At 63.0% G+C, this 17,449-nt stretch carries 19 protein-coding genes and 1 tRNA gene; 11 read left to right on the plus strand and 9 right to left on the minus strand.

Annotation, left to right across the window (positions count from 1 at the left end):
* Positions 1-29: 29 nt before the first annotated feature.
* Together BMX43_RS01670 and regB are read right to left on the minus strand one after the other, a co-directional pair.
* Positions 30-1,601 (minus strand): PAS-domain containing protein, encoded by a 1,572-nt coding sequence (locus BMX43_RS01670; protein ID WP_091295834.1) that lies wholly within the window; start codon positions 1,599-1,601, stop codon positions 30-32.
* A gap of 124 nt (positions 1,602-1,725) precedes the next feature.
* Positions 1,726-3,090: a sensor histidine kinase RegB gene (gene regB / locus BMX43_RS01675; protein WP_091295838.1), complete on the minus strand. Its 1,365-nt coding sequence runs from the start codon at positions 3,088-3,090 to the stop codon at positions 1,726-1,728.
* Between the two features lie 93 nt (positions 3,091-3,183).
* Here regB and BMX43_RS01680 point away from each other — a divergent pair, with 93 nt between their 5' ends.
* From BMX43_RS01680 to BMX43_RS01690, 3 genes are all read left to right on the plus strand, one after another.
* Positions 3,184-3,816, plus strand: a complete 633-nt coding sequence (locus BMX43_RS01680; protein WP_091295841.1) for an SCO family protein — start codon at positions 3,184-3,186, stop codon at positions 3,814-3,816.
* 57 nt (positions 3,817-3,873) lie between these two features.
* Entirely contained in the window at positions 3,874-4,428 is a 555-nt protein-coding gene (locus BMX43_RS01685) for an ActR/PrrA/RegA family redox response regulator transcription factor (protein ID WP_091295845.1), read from the plus strand.
* A gap of 112 nt (positions 4,429-4,540) precedes the next feature.
* Complete coding sequence (locus BMX43_RS01690; RefSeq protein ID WP_091295848.1) at positions 4,541-4,849, plus strand: H-NS histone family protein; 309 nt, start codon at positions 4,541-4,543, stop codon at positions 4,847-4,849.
* Here the strand turns inward: BMX43_RS01690 and BMX43_RS01695 are convergent.
* On the minus strand, positions 4,846-5,415 hold the full coding sequence (locus BMX43_RS01695; protein ID WP_245749342.1) for an HD domain-containing protein: 570 nt from the start codon (positions 5,413-5,415) through the stop codon (positions 4,846-4,848). The genes BMX43_RS01690 and BMX43_RS01695 overlap by 4 nt on opposite strands.
* Positions 5,416-5,551: 136 nt before the next feature.
* On the opposite strand from BMX43_RS01695, the gene ahcY reads away from it, so the two are divergent.
* The 3 genes from ahcY (at position 5,552) to BMX43_RS01710 (ending at position 8,112) form a co-directional block, all read left to right on the plus strand.
* Positions 5,552-6,952 carry an adenosylhomocysteinase gene (gene ahcY / locus BMX43_RS01700; RefSeq protein WP_091295855.1) on the plus strand — a complete coding sequence of 467 codons (1,401 nt, stop codon included), beginning with the start codon at positions 5,552-5,554 and terminating at the stop codon, positions 6,950-6,952.
* Between the two features lie 135 nt (positions 6,953-7,087).
* Positions 7,088-7,663: a class I SAM-dependent methyltransferase gene (locus tag BMX43_RS01705; RefSeq protein ID WP_091295857.1), complete on the plus strand. Its 576-nt coding sequence runs from the start codon at positions 7,088-7,090 to the stop codon at positions 7,661-7,663.
* 107 nt (positions 7,664-7,770) lie between these two features.
* Positions 7,771-8,112, plus strand: a complete 342-nt coding sequence (locus tag BMX43_RS01710) for a DUF2853 family protein (protein WP_091295860.1) — start codon at positions 7,771-7,773, stop codon at positions 8,110-8,112.
* A 208-nt stretch (positions 8,113-8,320) separates the two neighbouring features.
* Here the strand turns inward: BMX43_RS01710 and BMX43_RS01715 are convergent, their stop codons facing one another.
* Genes BMX43_RS01715 through tsaD form a run of 4 tightly spaced genes read right to left on the minus strand, consistent with a single transcriptional unit; the run spans position 8,321 to position 11,028 of the window.
* Positions 8,321-8,740, minus strand: coding sequence for an EVE domain-containing protein (locus BMX43_RS01715; protein WP_091297064.1), 420 nt, complete (start codon positions 8,738-8,740; stop codon positions 8,321-8,323).
* The gene (locus tag BMX43_RS01720) at positions 8,740-9,012 is read right to left on the minus strand and encodes a YciI family protein (RefSeq protein ID WP_091295863.1); all 273 of its coding nucleotides are present in this window, start codon (positions 9,010-9,012) and stop codon (positions 8,740-8,742) included. The genes BMX43_RS01715 and BMX43_RS01720 overlap by 1 nt, the downstream gene beginning before the upstream one ends.
* A gap of 4 nt (positions 9,013-9,016) precedes the next feature.
* Positions 9,017-9,952 carry an NAD(P)H-dependent glycerol-3-phosphate dehydrogenase gene (locus BMX43_RS01725; protein ID WP_091295866.1) on the minus strand — a complete coding sequence of 312 codons (936 nt, stop codon included), beginning with the start codon at positions 9,950-9,952 and terminating at the stop codon, positions 9,017-9,019.
* A complete protein-coding gene (gene tsaD / locus BMX43_RS01730) occupies positions 9,949-11,028 on the minus strand; it encodes a tRNA (adenosine(37)-N6)-threonylcarbamoyltransferase complex transferase subunit TsaD (protein ID WP_091295870.1) in 1,080 nt (359 codons plus the stop codon). The genes BMX43_RS01725 and tsaD overlap by 4 nt, the downstream gene beginning before the upstream one ends.
* A gap of 45 nt (positions 11,029-11,073) precedes the next feature.
* Here tsaD and BMX43_RS01735 point away from each other — a divergent pair, with 45 nt between their 5' ends.
* From BMX43_RS01735 to BMX43_RS01750, 4 genes are all read left to right on the plus strand, one after another.
* On the plus strand, positions 11,074-11,814 hold the full coding sequence (locus BMX43_RS01735) for a uroporphyrinogen-III synthase (protein ID WP_091295874.1): 741 nt from the start codon (positions 11,074-11,076) through the stop codon (positions 11,812-11,814).
* 52 nt (positions 11,815-11,866) lie between these two features.
* Positions 11,867-12,934, plus strand: a complete 1,068-nt coding sequence (locus tag BMX43_RS01740; protein ID WP_091295877.1) for a hypothetical protein — start codon at positions 11,867-11,869, stop codon at positions 12,932-12,934.
* A gap of 13 nt (positions 12,935-12,947) precedes the next feature.
* The gene (locus BMX43_RS01745; protein ID WP_091295880.1) at positions 12,948-14,405 is read left to right on the plus strand and encodes a heme biosynthesis protein HemY; all 1,458 of its coding nucleotides are present in this window, start codon (positions 12,948-12,950) and stop codon (positions 14,403-14,405) included.
* Positions 14,406-14,448: 43 nt separating this feature from the next.
* Positions 14,449-14,524 (plus strand) — tRNA-Thr (locus BMX43_RS01750).
* Between the two features lie 25 nt (positions 14,525-14,549).
* Here the strand turns inward: BMX43_RS01750 and BMX43_RS01755 are convergent.
* Positions 14,550-15,503: a hydrogen peroxide-inducible genes activator gene (locus BMX43_RS01755; RefSeq protein ID WP_091295884.1), complete on the minus strand. Its 954-nt coding sequence runs from the start codon at positions 15,501-15,503 to the stop codon at positions 14,550-14,552.
* A 182-nt stretch (positions 15,504-15,685) separates the two neighbouring features.
* On the opposite strand from BMX43_RS01755, the gene BMX43_RS01760 reads away from it, so the two are divergent.
* Positions 15,686-16,081 (plus strand): VOC family protein, encoded by a 396-nt coding sequence (locus BMX43_RS01760; protein ID WP_091295887.1) that lies wholly within the window; start codon positions 15,686-15,688, stop codon positions 16,079-16,081.
* A 27-nt stretch (positions 16,082-16,108) separates the two neighbouring features.
* Here BMX43_RS01760 and rpoN read toward each other — a convergent pair whose 3' ends face one another.
* The gene (gene rpoN, locus BMX43_RS01765) at positions 16,109-17,380 is read right to left on the minus strand and encodes an RNA polymerase factor sigma-54 (protein ID WP_175481994.1); all 1,272 of its coding nucleotides are present in this window, start codon (positions 17,378-17,380) and stop codon (positions 16,109-16,111) included.
* Between the last annotated feature and the right edge of the window lie 69 nt (positions 17,381-17,449).

Consider the following 17,449-nt stretch of genomic DNA (forward strand, 5'->3'; position numbering starts at 1 on the left):
CCTGCCTGCCGCCGCAAGCCCGCCCGTTGTCAGGCAAGCTTGCGCCCGAAGCTGAGCGCGAGGGCCGCGGTCTGCCCCTCGGCCTGCGCAAGCAGCTTGAACCGTGCGAGGGTGGCACCGCCGGGTAGAGGCGCAAAGCTGCATTCCAGCAGCCGCCCGTCAAGCAGGCGCACTTCGCCATCAACCGGCGTGCGGTCTTCCGGCTGCGACCCGAACCGCTCTGCCTCGGCCCAGATCTGCGTCGTTCCGCTGCGGCTGCGCCAGTGGTCGCAGATTGAGCGGAGCGTATCTCCGGCAATGGTTTCCGCAGGCGCATGGCCCCAAAGTTCGGAATAGGCGGCATTCGTCATCACCAGCAGCCCCGCCGGGGAAAACACCGCAAGTGCCTGATCCACCGCGTCGATCACCGCCTGGCTCAGCTCCAGATCGGCGCGATAGCGGCGGATGCGCGAAATCTCGGTCGAGATATCCTCGAACATCAGGGCCAGCGCGCCATTCGGATGGGGCCGGCCGATTACCTTGTATGTCTGGCCCGAGGGCAGGGCCCATGTCTCTTCAAACAGGCCCGAGGCGGCGGCGCGTTCCAGTTCGGACATCTGTTTGCGCCAACTGCGATAATCCTTCGGCTCGGGGATCATGTTGCGATCCCGCATGGCATCGAGAAAGGCAAACAGGGTTGGCCGGGCCGACAGAAAATCCGGTGGCAGGCTGGACAGGTCCAGCAGGGCGGGGTTGAACAGTACAAGCTGGCGCTGCCGGTCGAAAATGGCCAGTCCGATGGGCAGATGCGCAAAGGTTTTGGTCAATGTCTGGGTGAAATCGCGCAGCGCGGTTTCAGCCTGCACCACGGCATCGGCGGGCAGGGCGAAGACAAGCCAACCCTCGCCATCGGGTTTGACGGTCAGATTGAACCAGCGATCCGGTTTCCCGGGCACTGCGAGGCGCTGGTGAGTCTTGTCCTGCGCGCTGTGGATGCGATCAAACAGGCGGGGCAGGGGCCAGGCCAGATCCTGCCCAGCCTCCAGCCGGTCGATTGCAAGGGAGAGATAGACGGCATTCGCCCAGATCACCTCACCTTCGCGCCCCTCGCGCCAGATCAGGATCGGCGCCTGCGCCACGGTGCCGCGCAGGCTTGTAAGCTCTTCCTGCACGGCGCGTTGGGTCAGCAGGTCAGGGCCTGCGCTGGCCGCCTGTTCGTCGGGGTCAAGCAGGCTGATCCGGGTCAACCCGCCCCGCGCTTCGGCGCGCAACAGCAGCGAAGCGCCTTCGCCAGAGGAGGCCAGCGTCAGGCGCCCCTCTTGTTGCAGCCGCAGAAGTTGCGTTTCAAAATCGGGAAAGCGCGGCGCAAGATAGCTGAGCAGGCGCACCCAGGGCGAGCCCGAAAGCCCGCCCAGCGACAGGAGGGCCCGTGCGCCCGGCGTTGCATCGACCAGCATGTCGCCATCGAACAGGAAGGTCGTGCCAGCCTGCATATCAACAAAGATCGCACCTTTTGCGCGTGTCATCCGCGCCTGAAGGGCCGCCAGTGCAAGTACTCCGGCTGTTGCCGCCAGCGTCGCGCTCAGCAGCAATGTCGCCGCCAGCACAAGATCTATTTCCATTTCTTATCCCCAAGGGCTTTGCGTCCTTTTGTGCAACCGTGGGAAGAGAAAGTTAATCATTCGTTAAATGTATGGCAGAGTCGCACCCCGCATGGGAATTGCGGCTGATTGCAGCAATAAAATCTCACCTGTTCGGTGTATTTTCACCCAATCCGCCAACAGGCGCGATGATCCGGGCCATCGGCCAGATGACTTCGACGATGGCGCCGCTGCGCTCGGACTGATTCTCTGTCAATGCATTGGCAAAGCTCAGTTCGGCGCCTGTCCGTTCCAGCAGGGTCTTGGCGATGAACAGGCCAAGACCCATCCCTTCGTATTCCGGGCGCAGCGCGGTATCCGGCGCGGGTTTGCGGCTGCGCATGAAAGGATCGCCGATGCGCCCGATCAGTTGCGGCGGATAGCCCGGACCATCGTCAATGATGCGGATCTGCAGACGGCCTGCCGCCCATTCGCCCTCGACCCAGACTTGTGCGCGGGCAAAATCGACGGCGTTCTGGATCAGATTGCGCAGCCCGTGGATGATTTCAGGTTGGCGCAGGATCGTGGGCTCTGGCGTGGTGTCGTCGTTGCCCAGCAAGGCGAAATGGATCGTCTTGCCGCGGCCCATGTGCGGCTCTGCGGCCTCGCGCAGCACAGCGGACAAAGGGGCTTGGCGCAGCAGGCGGTCATCCTTGCCCGCCCTGCCCATCGACCGCAGGATGTCGCGGCAGCGATCCGCCTGATCGCGGATCAGCTGCGCATCGGCCTGCAGGTCCGGCTGGTCCTCCAGCTCTTCCAGAAGTTCGGCGCTGACCAGTTTTATGGTTGCAAGCGGGGTGCCCAGTTCATGTGCCGCCGCCGCGACAACACCGCCCAGATCGGTCAGCTTCTGTTCGCGGGCCAGCGCCATCTGGGTGGCCAGCAGCGCATCCTGCATCGCGTGGATCTCTTCGGCCACGCGATGGGTATAGCTTCCCAGAAAGGCGATCCCGATCACCACGGCCAGCCAGAAGCCGAAACCGAACAGCGGCGGGACCGTGAAAACGGCGCCATCGGGCAGGGTCATCGGGATGCCGAACAGCGCCAGAAGCGTGACAAAGACGATTGCGGTTGCGCCCAGCAGCAGGGTCGCCCGCGCGTCCAGGGCCGTGGCCGAAATGGTGACCGGCGCAATGATCAGCAACGCAAAAGGATTGGTCATGCCGCCGGTCAGCAACAGCAGGGCGGCAAGTTGTGTCAGATCGAACAGCAGGGTGAAGAAGACCTGTCGTTCGGTCAGCCGGGTATTTTCGGGAAAAACGAAGACCGAGACAAGATTGGCAATGACCGAGGTGCCCACCACCAGATAGCACAAGCCGAAAGGCAGCCCGATGCCATAGGAATAATCGGCTGCGACCAGAGCGGTGATCTGCCCGATAATGGCGGCCCATCGCAACAGGATCAGCGTGCGCAGGCGTAGAAAATCGGTGCGCGTTTCGCGCGAAGGTGCGGCGAAGTTGGAGAAATGCATTGCGTGGCCCATGCTGTCGCAGGCTGATCTTTTGCCATTGTTAAGTCCGGCGGGTTGCGGGATCAATGCGCCAGCACAGCACAGGGGACTCCGATGTCGAAGCTTTTTGCAGGTCTGGCGGTTGCGACGGCGGTCGCGGTGGTGGGCGGCAGCTATGTTTGGGTTCAGCTGAACCAGAAAACCGACCCCTTTGCGCAATGTCGGGCCGGGGCTGTGGGCGGTGGCGCGATCGGCGGGCCGTTCACGCTTGTCGATGAAACCGGCAAGACCGTAACCGACAAGGATGTGCTGACCAAACCCTCGCTGGTCTATTTCGGTTACACCTTCTGCCCGGATGTCTGCCCGCTGGACAATACGCGCAATGCCGAAGCTGTCGATCTGCTGGAAAGCCGCGGTTATGACGTGACGCCGGTGTTCATCTCGATCGACCCGGCCCGCGATACACCAGAGGTTGTGGCGGATTTCACGGATAATCTGCATCCACGCATGATCGGCCTGACCGGCACGCCGGAACAGGTGAAAGCTGCGTCTCTGGCCTACAAGACCTATTTCAAGGTGCAGGAGGGCGACCCGGAGTTTTACCTCGTCGATCACAGCACGTTCACCTATCTGATGCTGCCCGGCAGCGGGTTTGCCGATTTCTTCAAGCGCGAAGCCACGGCCGAAGAAATGGCGGATCGCGTGGCCTGTTTCGTCGATGCGGCAAAGACCGTTGCGCAAAATTGACCTGCGGCATAAAGCGGCCTAGGTTTGCGCGGATAGCGCAGGACAGGGGAAGAATGAATGGCTGAAGATCTGGGTGCCGAACTCGGGGCGGATCGGTCGCTTCTGCTTGTCGATGATGACGAGCCTTTTGTGAAACGTCTGGCCAAGGCCATGGAAAAGCGCGGGTTTATCCCGGAAACGGCAGAAAGCGTTGCGGCGGGCAAGGCCATCGCCCTGGCGCGACCGCCGGCCTATGCCGTGGTGGACCTTCGGCTGGAAGATGGCAACGGGTTGGATGTGGTCGAGGTGCTGCGCGAAAAACGCCCCGATTGCCGCATCGTTGTGCTGACCGGCTATGGCGCGATTGCGACGGCGGTTGCGGCGGTGAAGATCGGGGCCACGGATTACCTGTCCAAACCTGCGGATGCCAATGAAGTGACAAATGCGCTGCTGTCGCGGGGGGAGTTGCTGCCCGACCCGCCAGAAAATCCGATGTCGGCGGATCGCGTTCGGTGGGAACATATTCAGCGGGTCTACGAGATGTGCGACCGCAATGTTTCGGAAACCGCGCGGCGACTGAATATGCACCGGCGTACCCTTCAGCGAATTCTCGCAAAGCGCAGCCCAAAATAGTTGCTGAATTAACTCTCATTCCTTATAGCCAGAGTTACCTTGTGTGATTGCAGGTTATACCGGCGCTTTTGTCGGACGACTGCACAGAGCAACAACTGGCAAAGGGAATACAATGGATCTCAACGCGCTTTCGTTGAAAGAACTCAAGGATCTTCAGGTACAGGTTGCAAAAGCGATCACATCTTATGAAGATCGTAAAAAGAAAGACGCATTGGCCGAACTGGAAGAGCGCGCGCGCGCCCTTGGGTTTTCATTGGCAGAGTTGACGGGCGTTCAGGTTGTGCGCAAACGGGCACCGGCTTCTGCCAAATATGCGAACCCGGAAAATCCGGCTGAAACCTGGTCGGGCCGCGGACGCAAGCCGCGTTGGTTCGAGGCTGCGCTGCGCAGCGGGAGATCGGTGGAAGATATGGTGCTTTAAGCATCCATCTCTGACAGAAGCGCGTGGTGGCGGGCGGTGTAATCCGCCCGCGCCGCTGCAGGGGGACGCAAGCGGATGGCCAGATTGGCCAGCAGTTCATCCGCAGGGCGACCAAACAGCCGGTTGGCCTCGGCTTCGGAAAACCCGGCGATCTGGACGGCCTCCAGCCAGGCAGAAACCTTGTCGGCGGCCTTGATTGCCTTCTTGATGGGCGCGGGCAGGGTGGCGGGCAGGCCAAAGCGGATGTGGATCGCGGCTGTCAGGCGCAGGTCCAATTCGCCATAGGCAGGGCCGATTGCAGATTTCACCGGGCTGATCATGTCGCCGATCACATACTCAGGCGCATCATGCAGCAATGCCGCAAGACGCCAGCAGGCGGCGATGCCGGGGTTTTGTCGGTCGAAGATATCTTCCACTAGCAGCGAATGTTCGGCGACAGAATAGGGAAAATCGCCCCGCGTCTGCCCGTTCCAGCGCGCGACGAAGGCAAGGCCGTGGGCGATGTCTTCGATCTCGATATCCATCGGCGTCGGGTCCAGCAGGTCGAGTCGCCGCCCGGACAGCATCCGTTGCCAGGCCCGGGGTTGCTTTCCGCGATTGTTTCCATCTCTCGCCATAATTCGACCCGAATTCCCTGAACATTGTCCGCCCCGCGTCAGAGTGCTATCTCAGCGGCAATCGACATGGCAAGGAGTGCGGCGAATGCCGAAGGATTACATCGTCAAGGACATTGCGTTGGCCGATTTCGGCCGCAAGGAACTGGATATTGCGGAAACCGAAATGCCGGGCCTGATGGCCTTGCGCGAGGAATACGGCGCGGCGCAACCGCTCAAAGGCGCCCGCATTGCCGGGTCGCTGCACATGACGATCCAGACGGCCGTTCTGATCGAAACGCTGAAGGCGCTGGGCGCGGATGTGCGCTGGGCCTCGTGCAACATCTTCTCGACGCAGGATCACGCGGCGGCGGCCATTGCGGCCAGCGGCACGCCTGTTTTTGCGATCAAGGGCGAAACCCTTGAGGAATATTGGGATTACACCGACCGTATCTTCCAGTTCGGCGGCGAGGGTGGCACCTGTAACATGATCCTCGACGATGGCGGGGATGCCACGCTGTATATCCTGATGGGCGCGCGGGTCGAGGCGGGTGAAACCGGCCTGATCGAAGTGCCGACCTCGGAAGAGGAAATCTGCCTGTTCAACCAGATCAAGAAGCGTCTGGCCGCCTCGCCCGGCTGGTTCACCAAGCAGCGCGAAGCGATCAAGGGGGTTTCGGAAGAAACCACCACCGGCGTGCATCGCCTGTATGATCTGCACAAGAAGGGCCAGCTTCCCTTCCCCGCGATCAACGTCAATGACTCGGTCACCAAGTCGAAATTCGACAACAAATATGGCTGCAAGGAATCGCTGGTCGATGGCATCCGCCGGGCGACCGACACGATGATGGCCGGCAAGGTCGCCGTGGTTTGCGGCTATGGCGACGTGGGCAAAGGTTCTGCCGCCTCGCTGCGCGGCGCGGGCGCGCGGGTGAAGGTGACCGAGGTCGATCCGATCTGCGCCTTGCAAGCGGCGATGGACGGGTTCGAGGTTGTGGTGCTGGAAGACGTGGTGGCGGATGCCGACATCTTCATCACCACCACCGGCAACAAGGACGTGATCCGCATCGAGCATGTGCGCGAGATGAAGGACATGGCGATCGTCGGCAATATCGGCCATTTCGACAATGAAATTCAGGTCGCCGCGCTGAAGAACCACAAATGGACCAATATCAAGGACCAGGTGGACATGATCACGATGCCTTCGGGCGCGCGGATCATCCTGCTGTCGGAAGGGCGTCTGCTGAACCTCGGCAACGCCACAGGCCACCCGTCCTTCGTGATGTCGGCCAGCTTTACCAATCAGGTTCTGGCGCAGATCGAACTGTGGACCAAGGGGCAGGACTATGCGCCGGGCGTCTATATCCTGCCGAAAGCGCTGGATGAGAAGGTCGCCCGCCTGCATCTGAAGAAGATCGGCGTGAAGCTGACGGAACTGCGTCCCGATCAGGCCGACTACATCGGCGTGAAGGTCGAAGGGCCGTTCAAATCCGATCACTATCGCTACTGAGGCGCTATTGCACCAGAGAAGGCCCCGCCATTGCCATTGCGGGGCCTTCCATTTGTCAGATCGCCAAGTGAGCGTCTATAATTCGGCAACAATGAACCGAAGCCGAAGTGTTTCGTCGTGTGTGAGGGCAGCAGAATGGAAGAAACGAAGCGAGAGCGTGTACGCCGCCGGTTGCTGGGGCTGATGCCCAAAGGCGCAAAGGCGGCAGAGATCGGTGTCTGGGAAGGCGCATTCAGCAAGCGGATCATGGAAATCTGCGAGCCGAGCGAGCTTCATCTGATCGACCCGTGGCTTTATCAGCCGGAATTCGGCAATACCGGGTTTGGCCGCAAGAAGAATGAAAACCTGATGGAAGTGAAATATCAGGATGTCGTCGCCATGTTCAAGGACGAGCCGCGGGTGAAGATTCACCGCGCGACCTCCGAAGCGGCGCTGAGCGCACTGCCTGACGCCTCGCTGGACTGGGTCTATATTGACGGAAACCACAACGAGCCCTTCGTCGGTCAGGATCTGGCGCTGTGCCTGCAAAAGGTGAAGCATGACGGGCTGATCTGCGGCGACGATTTCAACTGGATGTCGGATGCACAGGGTGCCCCGGTCAAAAGCGCGGTCGAAGCGGTGCTGGCGGAACTGGGCGATCAGGCGGAACTGAAGCTGATGGCCAACCAGTATATCATCACGCTCAAACGCCCTGCGCCAGTTGCCGCCTGAGCGGCGAAGTTGCGACGATAATTCCCTTTGTCGCTCTGCTGGCTTGTCCTAGTCTTTTGCCCAATGCCGGATCAAACCGGCGTCGGGACATTCAGGAAGGGCTGGACATGAGCAAGAGAGACGAACTGATCGCCAAGTACGCCGAAGACCTGCGCAGCAAATGCGGGATGGAACCGGATCTGGATCTTCTGACGAAGGTCACCATCGGCTGCGGCCCCGCGATCTATAACGCTGACAGCGAGACCGTTGCCGCATCGTCTTCTGACGAGCTGGAGACGGTCCGCAAGAATTTCCTGATCAAGAAGCTGGGTCTGGAAGACAGCCCGGCGCTGATGGAGGCGATCACCGCCGTTGTTGACATTTACGGTAAGTCCGAGCGCAACAAGTACCGTGCGGTGGTCTATTACATGCTGGTCAAACATTTCGGCAAGGAAGCAGTCTACAAATAAGCCGCTCTGAGCCGGAACCCCTGTATATGCCCGCCTCTGGCGGGCATATTCGATTAAAATGCCGCTGGCTTTGGCTTTGCGAAATGCGCCGCGCCGCGCTAGCCTGAAATTCAGGGCAGGACGCCCGGGACCAATATCAGAACACGTGTGGTGCTATGGGAGCACGTGGGGTGGATGGAGGGTCCCGTTGGGGTCGGGGCCCTCCAATTTATCCCGATACCCCGCCAAGCCTGCAGATGATGCGCCATTCCTCGGCCGTGACCGGCTGAACGGACAGGCGCATGTTGGTTACCAGCGCCATCTTCTCCAACCCCGGCTCCTGCTTGCAGGTTTCAAGGCTGACCGGCGTCAGCAGCGGTTTCACCGCGCGGATATGCACGCAATCCCAGCGTGGATCGTCTGTGGTGCTGTCGGGCGCACTTTCGGCAGAAACCTCGACAATGCCGACGATCTCTTTGCCGATATTCGAATGGTAGAAGAAGCCCAGATCCCCAAGCTTCATGGCCCGCATGTTGTTGCGGGCCTGATAGTTACGCACGCCGCCCCATTCTTCCCCTGCGGGCCCTTTGGCGACCTGTTGGTCCCAGCTCCAGCTATCGGGTTCGGATTTGAACAGCCAATAGGCCATCAGCCGATCACCTTCTTCCATTCGGTGATCGTGACGCTTTCGAACAACCCCGCCTTGGCATAGGGATCGGCATCGGCCCAGGCCTGCGCATCGGCGAGGCTGTCAACCGACAGGATCACCAGCGAGCCGTTCATCTGGCCCGCCGCATCCAGAAACGGCCCGGCCATTTCCACCACGCCCGAGGTCTGGATATGGTCCAGATGGGCGGCGCGGGTGTCGAGGCGGATTTGCAGGGCGCCGGGTTTGTCTTTGCAGATCAGGGCTACACGCATCGGGTCATTCCTGTTTCAGGGGGCGGGAAAGAAGGCTCTGCATGGCCTCTGACGGGGTTACCTTACCGTCGATCAGTGCGGCGACCATGCAGGAAATCGGCATCTCGATCTGTTCCCGCGCGGCGATCTGTGCCACGGCCTTGGCTGTGGCAGCGCCTTCGACGGTCTGGGTTGGATCGAAGCTTTGGCCAGCCCCAAGCGCATGGCCAAAGCGGAAATTGCGTGACAGGTCTGATGTGCAGGTCAGCACCAGATCGCCAAAGCCGGACAGCCCGGCCAGCGTTTCGGCCTTGGCGCCATGGGCCAGCGCAAAGCGCTGCATTTCGGCATAGCCGCGCGTCATCAGCGCGGCCCGGGCGGAATCGCCAAGCCCTGCGCCAATCACCACGCCCGAGGCGATGGCCATGATGTTCTTCAACGCCCCGCCCAATTCGGCCCCGATCACGTCGGTGGTGCGATACAGCCGCAGCACGGGGGTGGACAGTACGCGTTGCAGCCGTTCGCCCATCGCCTCATCGGCGCAGGCCAGCGTCAGCGCGGTGGGCAGGCCGCGCGCGATGTCGGCGGCAAAGCTTGGCCCTGTCAGCACGGCGGGGGCGGGGCCGGACAGGCGCGCGAGAATCTCCACCGGGCCAAGGCCCGACCGCAGATCGACGCCCTTGCAGCAGGCGACCAGTGCCTTGTCCACCAGATTGGCCGCATGGGCCTGTGCGAACATCGCCAGCGCCTGCATCGGCAGCGCCAACAGAATCGCATCTGCCGGGGCAATATCGGCGATTTCCGCCGTGACAGAGACTGTTTCGGGTAGGGTGATGCCCGGCAGCCGGGCAATCTCGCGGCTGGTCTGCCCGCGCCCCCACAGCGTCACCGGGCCTTCGCGCCCCAAGGCGACAGCCAGCGCCGCGCCGAAAGCGCCCGCGCCCAGAATGGCGATCTTCATGCCTTGGCCCCCTTCTTGCCAGAGCCGAGCAGGGCCGGGCTGGTCTGATCCAGCGGCCAGCGCGGGCGTGCCGACAGCGTCAGGTCATCGGCGCCGCGCTGGCGGAATTGTTCGATCCCGGCCCAGGCGATCATCGCAGCGTTATCGGTGCAGAGCGCCAGCGGTGGCGCCAGAAAGCGGATGCCGAGGCTGTCACACAGCGCCTGCAACCGCGCCCGGATCTCGGTATTCGCGGCCACGCCCCCGGCGACGGCAAAGGTGCCCACCGGGTGATCGGTCAGCGCGCGGCGGGATTTCTCGGTCAGCACATCGGCCACGGCGCGCTGGAATGCGGCGCACAGATCGGCGCGATCCTGCCTGCGCAGCCCGCCCAGCCCGGCCATCAGCCCGTCGCGCGCGCGCAGAACGGCGGTTTTCAGCCCCGAGAAGGACAGGTCATAGCCCGGGCGGTCCAGCAGCGGGCGGGGCAGGGGAATGCGCTTGGCATCGCCCTTTGCAGCTTCGGCCTGCACGGCAGGCCCGCCCGGCTGCGGCAGGGCCAGAACCTTCGCCACCTTGTCGAACGCCTCGCCCGGCGCATCGTCGATCGAGCCGCCCAGCCTGGTAAAGGCTTCTGGCCCGTCCACCCGCAGAAACTGGCAATGCCCGCCCGACACCAGCAACATGACATAGGGATAGGCCACCTGATCGGTCAGGCGCGGAGTCAGCGCATGGCCGGCAAGATGGTTCACCCCGATCAGCGGCAGGCTGGTGGCTGCCGCCAGCCCCTTGGCGCACATCACACCGGACAGCACGCCGCCAATCAGCCCCGGCCCCGCCGTTACCGCAATGGCATCCAGCCCGGCAAAGCCGATCCCAGCCTGCGTCATGGCCTGCTCGATGCACAGGTCGATGCGTTCGGCATGGGCGCGGGCTGCGATTTCGGGCACCACACCGCCAAAAGCCGCATGAAGGCTCGTCTGCCCTTCCACCACCGAGGCCAGAATCTCGGGCGCGGCACCATCGCGCTGGCGCACGATGGCGGCGGCCGTATCGTCGCAACTGCTTTCGATGCCAAGGAAGGTGAGGCTTTGCATGGGTTCCGGTTGAAACAGGGGCTTCCCGCAGGTAACACCGGAACCATGCCCAAGCAATCCCGCCCCATGGTGATCCTCACCCGGCCCGCCGATCAGGGCGCGCGCTTTGCCAAGGCTTTGCGGCTACGGCTTGGCCCGGTGGTGGTACTGCAATCGCCACTGATACAGCCGAAGTTCCGTGTGCCTGATGTGCCCGACCGGGCTTGGTCAGCCGTGATCTTCACTTCGGGCACCGCGGTTGCTGCTTGCGAGGCACTGCCTGCGCCGCTGCGCCAGCGCTTGCCACGCCTGGCGTTCTGTGTCGGGCATAGAACGGCGGAACTGGCGAAAATGGCGGGGTTCGAGACGATTTCTGCCAATGGCGATGCCGAAGCGCTGATCCGCTGCATCCTTGCGAAAGCGCCGCAGCCGCCATTGCTGCATCTGCATGGGGCAGAGACGCGGGGGGATATTGCCGCATGTCTGACAGAGGCGGGGATCGAGGCATCGGGCGTCGTGCTTTACGATCAACTGGTTTGCCCGCTGTCCGGCGATGTGCAAACCGCGTTGCGCGGCGACACGCCGCTGATCCTTCCGGTCTTTTCACCCCGCACGGCGGACTTGCTGGCCGCTGATCTGGCCGATGCGCGGGCGCCACTTCATCTTGTTGCCATATCGCAGGCAACCGCAGCGCCGGTTTCGCGTTTGCCTCTTGCAAGCCTGACAATCGCAGCCCGGCCCGATGCCGATGCGATGCTGGATGCCGTAGAACACCTCTTTGCCGCAGCCACGCGGCTTGAGCCATGAGAGCAGAGCGACTACCCTGCCCAAACGGGCAGAGCTTGAGGGGAGACGGTGCATGACGGATCAGGAAACGCCTATCGCAGCGCCGGATACCGAAGATCCCAAGCGCGACGCGATTCCTCCGGCGGAAACGCCCGTTGAACCAGTCGCGCGCGGCGGTGGGGCGGGGCGGTTTGTCGGGCTGCTGGCCGGTGGTGTTATTGCGGCAGGGCTGGGGTTCGGGCTTGCTGCCTATGGCGCGCGCGAAGGCTGGCCTTTGCTGGTACCGCAGGGCCCTGCCCTGGAAGGTGAAATGGCTGCCCTGCGCAGCCAGCTTGCCGAAGTTGCGGCGCGCGAACCTGATCTGAGCCGTCTGGATGCGTTGGAAACAAAGCTCGCCACGCTGCCTTCTGCGGTGGATGGAAAACGCATCGAGGCGCTTGAGCAGCGCCTTGCCGCGCTGGAGGCCCGTCCGGCAGGGGTAGGTGATCCGCAGGCCCTTGAGGCGCTGAAGGCAGAGATTGGCACTTTGGCCACCCGGTTGGCGGAGCAACAGACGACCACCACCCAGATCGCTGCCGAGATTGATTCTCAGGTCAAGGCCAAGTTGCAAAGCGCCGTGACCGAAGCGGAAAAGCTGCGCGCCGAAACTGTTGCCCTGCAACAGACAGCAGAACGCCGGGCGGCCCTGCTGGCGCTGGACACCGCGCTGACCACCGGCACCGATCCGGCAGAGTCGGCCGCACGGGTCGGCGCGGTGGGGATCGACCTGCCAGAGCCGCTGGCGCAACTGGTCGCCAGCCCGGTTTCTTTGCCCGCCTTGCAGCAAGGCTTTGCCGATGCGGCGCGGCTGGCGCTGGCGGCCTCGCTTCAGGCGGATATGGGCGACACGCTGGGCGACCGGCTGACCACCTTCCTGCGCACCCAGACCGGCGCCCGGTCGTTGACCCCGCAAGAGGGCGACGACCCTGACGCCGTGCTGTCGCGGATCGAGGCGCGGTTGCGCGATGGCGATGTGGCTGCGGCCCGCGAGATGTTGGGCAGCCTGCCCGCAGCGGGGCAGGCTGCTTTGGCTGATTGGGGCGCGCAGGCGGATCGCTATCTTGCGGGGCGGGCTGCGTTGTCTGCGCTTTTGGCGAATTGAGGGGGGCGGAACGATGATCTGGACACTGGTCAAGGTGCTTCTGTTCTTCGCGGCGGTGGCGGGGATCACTTACGGGGCGACGCTGCTGCTGGAAACCGATGGCGGGCTGCATATCACTGCTGCGGGGTATGAATTCACGCTCGGCCCATTGCAGGCGGTGGTCGGGCTGCTGCTGCTGATGCTGGCGCTGTGGCTTTTGCTGCTGGTGATCGGGTTCCTGACCGCCACGTTGCGCTTTCTGAATGGTGATGAAACGGCGCTGTCTCGCTATTTTGACCGCAACCGCGAACGGCGGGGCTATCAGGCGCTGTCGGAAGGGTTGGTGGCGCTGGCCTCGGGCGAGAATCGGGTGGCGATGTCGCGCGCGGTGAAGGCCGAAAAGCTGCTCGCGAAGCCCGAACTGACAACGCTGCTTGTCGCCCAGGCGGCCGAAGCTGCTGGCGATGGCGCACGCGCGACTGCTGCTTACAAGGCGCTGCTGGAACACGAGGCCACGCGGTTTGTTGGCATCCGGGGCCTGCTGGCGCAGAAAGTGCACGAGGGCGACACTGAAACCGCGTTGAAGCTGGCCGAGAAGGCCTTTGCGCTGAAGCCCAGGCATCTGGAAACGCAGGATATCCTGCTGAAACTGCAGGCCGATGCGCAGGATTGGAAAGGCGCGCGGGCCACGCTGGGCGCAAAGGCACGGGCGGGCGGGCTGTCGAAAGACCTGTTCCGCCGCCGTGATGCTGTGTTGGCCTTGCAGGAAGCGAAGACCGTGATGGATGCCAGCACGTCGATCGAGGCACGCGAGGCAGCGATTGCCGCCAACAAGCAATCCCCGGATCTGATTCCGGCTGCGGCCATGGCGGCGCACAGTATGGCGCTGGCGGGTGACACCAAAGGCGCCACGCGCGTCATCCGCAAGGCATGGGAGATGCAGCCGCACCCCGATCTTGCCGCCGCCTTTGCCGGGATCGAGCCGGAAGAAACCCCCGAAGCGCGGCTGAAGCGCTTTCGGGTTCTCACAGAGCTGCATCCTGATCATCCCGAAACCCGGATGCTGAAAGCCGAGCTTCTTATTGCCGCCGAAGATTTTCCCGGTGCCCGTCGTGCGCTGGGCGATCTGGTAGATACCAAGCCGACCGGGCGGGCGCTGGCGCTGATGGCGGCGGTGGAACGCGGCGAGGGCGGCGACGAAGCCGCAGTGCGCGGCTGGCTGGCGAAGGCGCTTGTCGCACCGCGCGGCCCGCAATGGTGCTGCGACAAGTGCCACGCGATCCATGCCGAATGGGGCCCGATCTGTGAAAACTGCGGTGGTTTTGATACCTTGAGCTGGCGCGAACCGCCGCAGACCGCGACTCCTAGCCCCACCGGATCCGAACTGCTGCCACTGCTGGTGACCCCCCCGGCCCCGCCAGCGCCAGCGCCCGAACCCGCAGAAGAGCCGGAAGTCATTGATCTTGCGGCCATCGCAAGGCGTGCAAATTAGGGCTACACAGCGCCGCAAAGAGGTGCTATCAGCCCGCCACCAAGCCGCTGTAGCTCAGCTGGTAGAGCACGTCATTCGTAATGATGGGGTCGGGGGTTCGAGTCCCTTCAGCGGCACCAGTTTCCAGCCGAAGCCGCGAACCTGTCAGGGTTTCGCGGCTTCGGCGTTTTTGCCACTGGTGACATTGCGCCAGCTGTCCCGGGCTGACAGGCTTTCGGCAGATTGGCGGACCACATCCGCGATCTGCTGAAGCTGTTTGGCAAGCGGGTTGGTCTTGCGCCAGATCATGCCGATGGTGCGCGAGGGCCGTGGGCTTGTGAAGCGCGCAACCGACACCGAGGCGGAACGCGTCTCGACCGGCACCGCCATTTCCGGGATCAGGGTCACACCTATCCCGGAACTGACCATCTGCACCAGGGTTGTCAGCGAGCTGCCATCCAGCAATTCCCGGGGCAGCGCAGAGTGAACATTGCAGAACGACAGGGCCTGATCGCGGAAACAATGCCCCTCTTCCAGCAACAGCAGCCGCATTTCACGCAGCGCTTCGCGGTCTGGTACGGGCTTTCCCTCGTCTTCGCTTGGCCGCACCAGAACGAAATCTTCGGAAAACAGTGCAACCTCTGTCAGTGAGGGTTCCGAAACGGGCAGTGCCACGATAGCCGTATCCAGCCGCCCTTCGGCAAGCTCTTGCAGGAGTTTCGGCGTAACCGTTTCGCGGATCTGCAGATCCAGCCCGGCATTGGCGCGCGTCAGGTTGCCGATGATGGTGGGCAGCAGGTAGGGGGCTATCGTCGGAATCACCCCGATGCGCAGCCGCCCCACCAGCCGGTGATGCGAGGCGCGCGCCAGATCTTCCAATTCGTCAACCGAGCGCAGGATACCACGGACACGGAGCGCGAACTCTCCTCCGAAACTGGTCAACCGAACCTGCCGATGGCTGCGCTCGAACAGCTCGGTGCCCAGCGATTCTTCCAGCTCTTTGATCTGCATCGACAGGGCGGGCTGCGAGATGGCACAGGCATCTGCCGCGCGCCCGAAATGGCCATGCCGTGCCAACGCCTCGAAATAGCGGAATTGCTTGAGCGTCAGGTTGATCATAAGAAGCCCTTATGGTGGTGTTCGCCAAGAATGGCTTATACCAATGAACATGCTTTGTCAGATCGGATGGGCATGGCAGTCAAACGGGTGGCTCGCGTGAAACTTGGACAGTAGTCGCCCCCTCCTACCTGCAATATGAATTGGTTTGTCAGGCTTACCAAAGCAGAGACTTCGGAGGAAAAATGGCCAAGGCGATACATTCGATGATCCGCGTGCTGGAAGAGGCGCGTTCGGTTGCGTTCTATGACGCGGCCTTCGGGTTGAAGGTGGCAGATCGGCTGGAGTTCGAGTGGTTCACGCTGATTTACCTGTCCAATCCCGAATCCACGTTCGAGCTGGAGCTGACCGTAAACAAGGGTCGCACCGAACCCTATGATCTGGGCGATGGCTACGGCCATTTGGCTGTTTCCGTCGCAGATGTGGAGACGGAACACGCGCGGTTGACGGCGGCGGGGCTGAACCCGCGCAAGCTGGTGGATTTTCGCAATGGTGATGTGCCGGTGGCGAAATTCTTTTTCATCGCCGACCCGGATGGCTATCAGATCGAGGTTCTGCAACGCGCGGGGCGGTTTCAGTGACCCGAAAATATGGCTCTGCATCACCGATCAGAGCCGCAGGCCAGCCAGAGGCGCCGCACCGCCGCGCCGCGACAGCATGGTCGGGATACCCAGTTCCTGCCGGAACTTGGTGACGGTGCGGCGCGCAAGCGGCTTGCCTTCGCGCGCCAGGGCTGTGGCCAAAGCAGCATCGCTGAGCGGAGCTGCGGGGCTTTCGGCGGCGATGATCTGGCGCAGGCGGTGGCGGATCGCATCCGATGAGGGCGCCGCCACAAGATCGCGGGCGGCCAGAGGGGCCGCGTCGAAAAAGCTGCACAGGGTGCGCATCCCGTGTGGCGTGGCGATCAGCAGATGGCGCGAAACCCGGCTGATGGTGCTGCCATGCAGGCCCAGAACTGCGGCAACCTCGGCCTGCCGCAGCGCGATCAGCGCACCCGGCCCTTCTTCAAGGAACGCCTCTTGCCGGCGCAGCACCTCGGTTGCAACGCTCAACACGGTGCGATTGCGGCGTTCCAGCACATTGGCCAGCCATTCCGCCTCGGCCCGCGCGGCGCGCAGCTTGGCGTCGGCTTGCGTCGTGCTGCGGGGCGGCAGGCTGATGGCAGGCAGGGTGGCGCGGTTCAGCTCGATCCTCCAGCCCTCGGCGCCCCGCGTCACCAGCAGATCAGGTTCGCGCAGTGGCTGGGTGTCGCCGCCAAACTGCGCGCCCGGCTTCGGGTCCATGCGGCGGATGCGGCCCAGGCATAGCTGAACCTCTTCGGGGGGCAGGCCGGTCGCATCGGCAACCGCGCGCAATCCGCCACTGGCCAGCAGCGGCAGACGATCCAGAACGGCTGCCATGGCCGGGGTCAGTTGCCCCCGTTCGCTTGCCTGCAGCGCCAGACATTCGCGCAGATCGCGGGCAAAAAGCCCTGTCGGCTCTACCGTTTGCAGGCGGGTCAGCAGGGCACGGGCCTCGGGCTGGCTGCGCCCGGCTGCCTGCGCGATGTCTGACAGCGGGCGGTCCAGCCAGCCATTGGCATCCAGCGCCTCGACAAAGGCCATGGCAAAACGCAACGTGGCAGGATCGGAAATCATCAGGCGGATCTGCGCCAGCACATGTTCCTGCAGGCCCGATGCCGCCTGCGGCTGATCATCTTCAAAGCCGAGCGGCGCGGCACCCATCGGCATCCGCAGCCGGATCAACGGGTTCGATTCGGCGCGGCGCTGCAGATGGGCCTGCAACCCCTCGTTGGTCAGTTGCAGCAAGCTGATGGCCTGCAACTGCCACGCAGAAAGCGTCTGGCGCAGCGAATGGGTCTGTCTTGAGCTTAGCGCCATGCAAGTCTCCATCGGTTGCGAAATGCCATTGCGTGACGGCCCGTCCTGGCGTCTGATCGAAACATCCCC

It is taken from the genome of Gemmobacter aquatilis, from assembly GCF_900110025.1.
Classification (GTDB): domain Bacteria; phylum Pseudomonadota; class Alphaproteobacteria; order Rhodobacterales; family Rhodobacteraceae; genus Gemmobacter; species Gemmobacter aquatilis.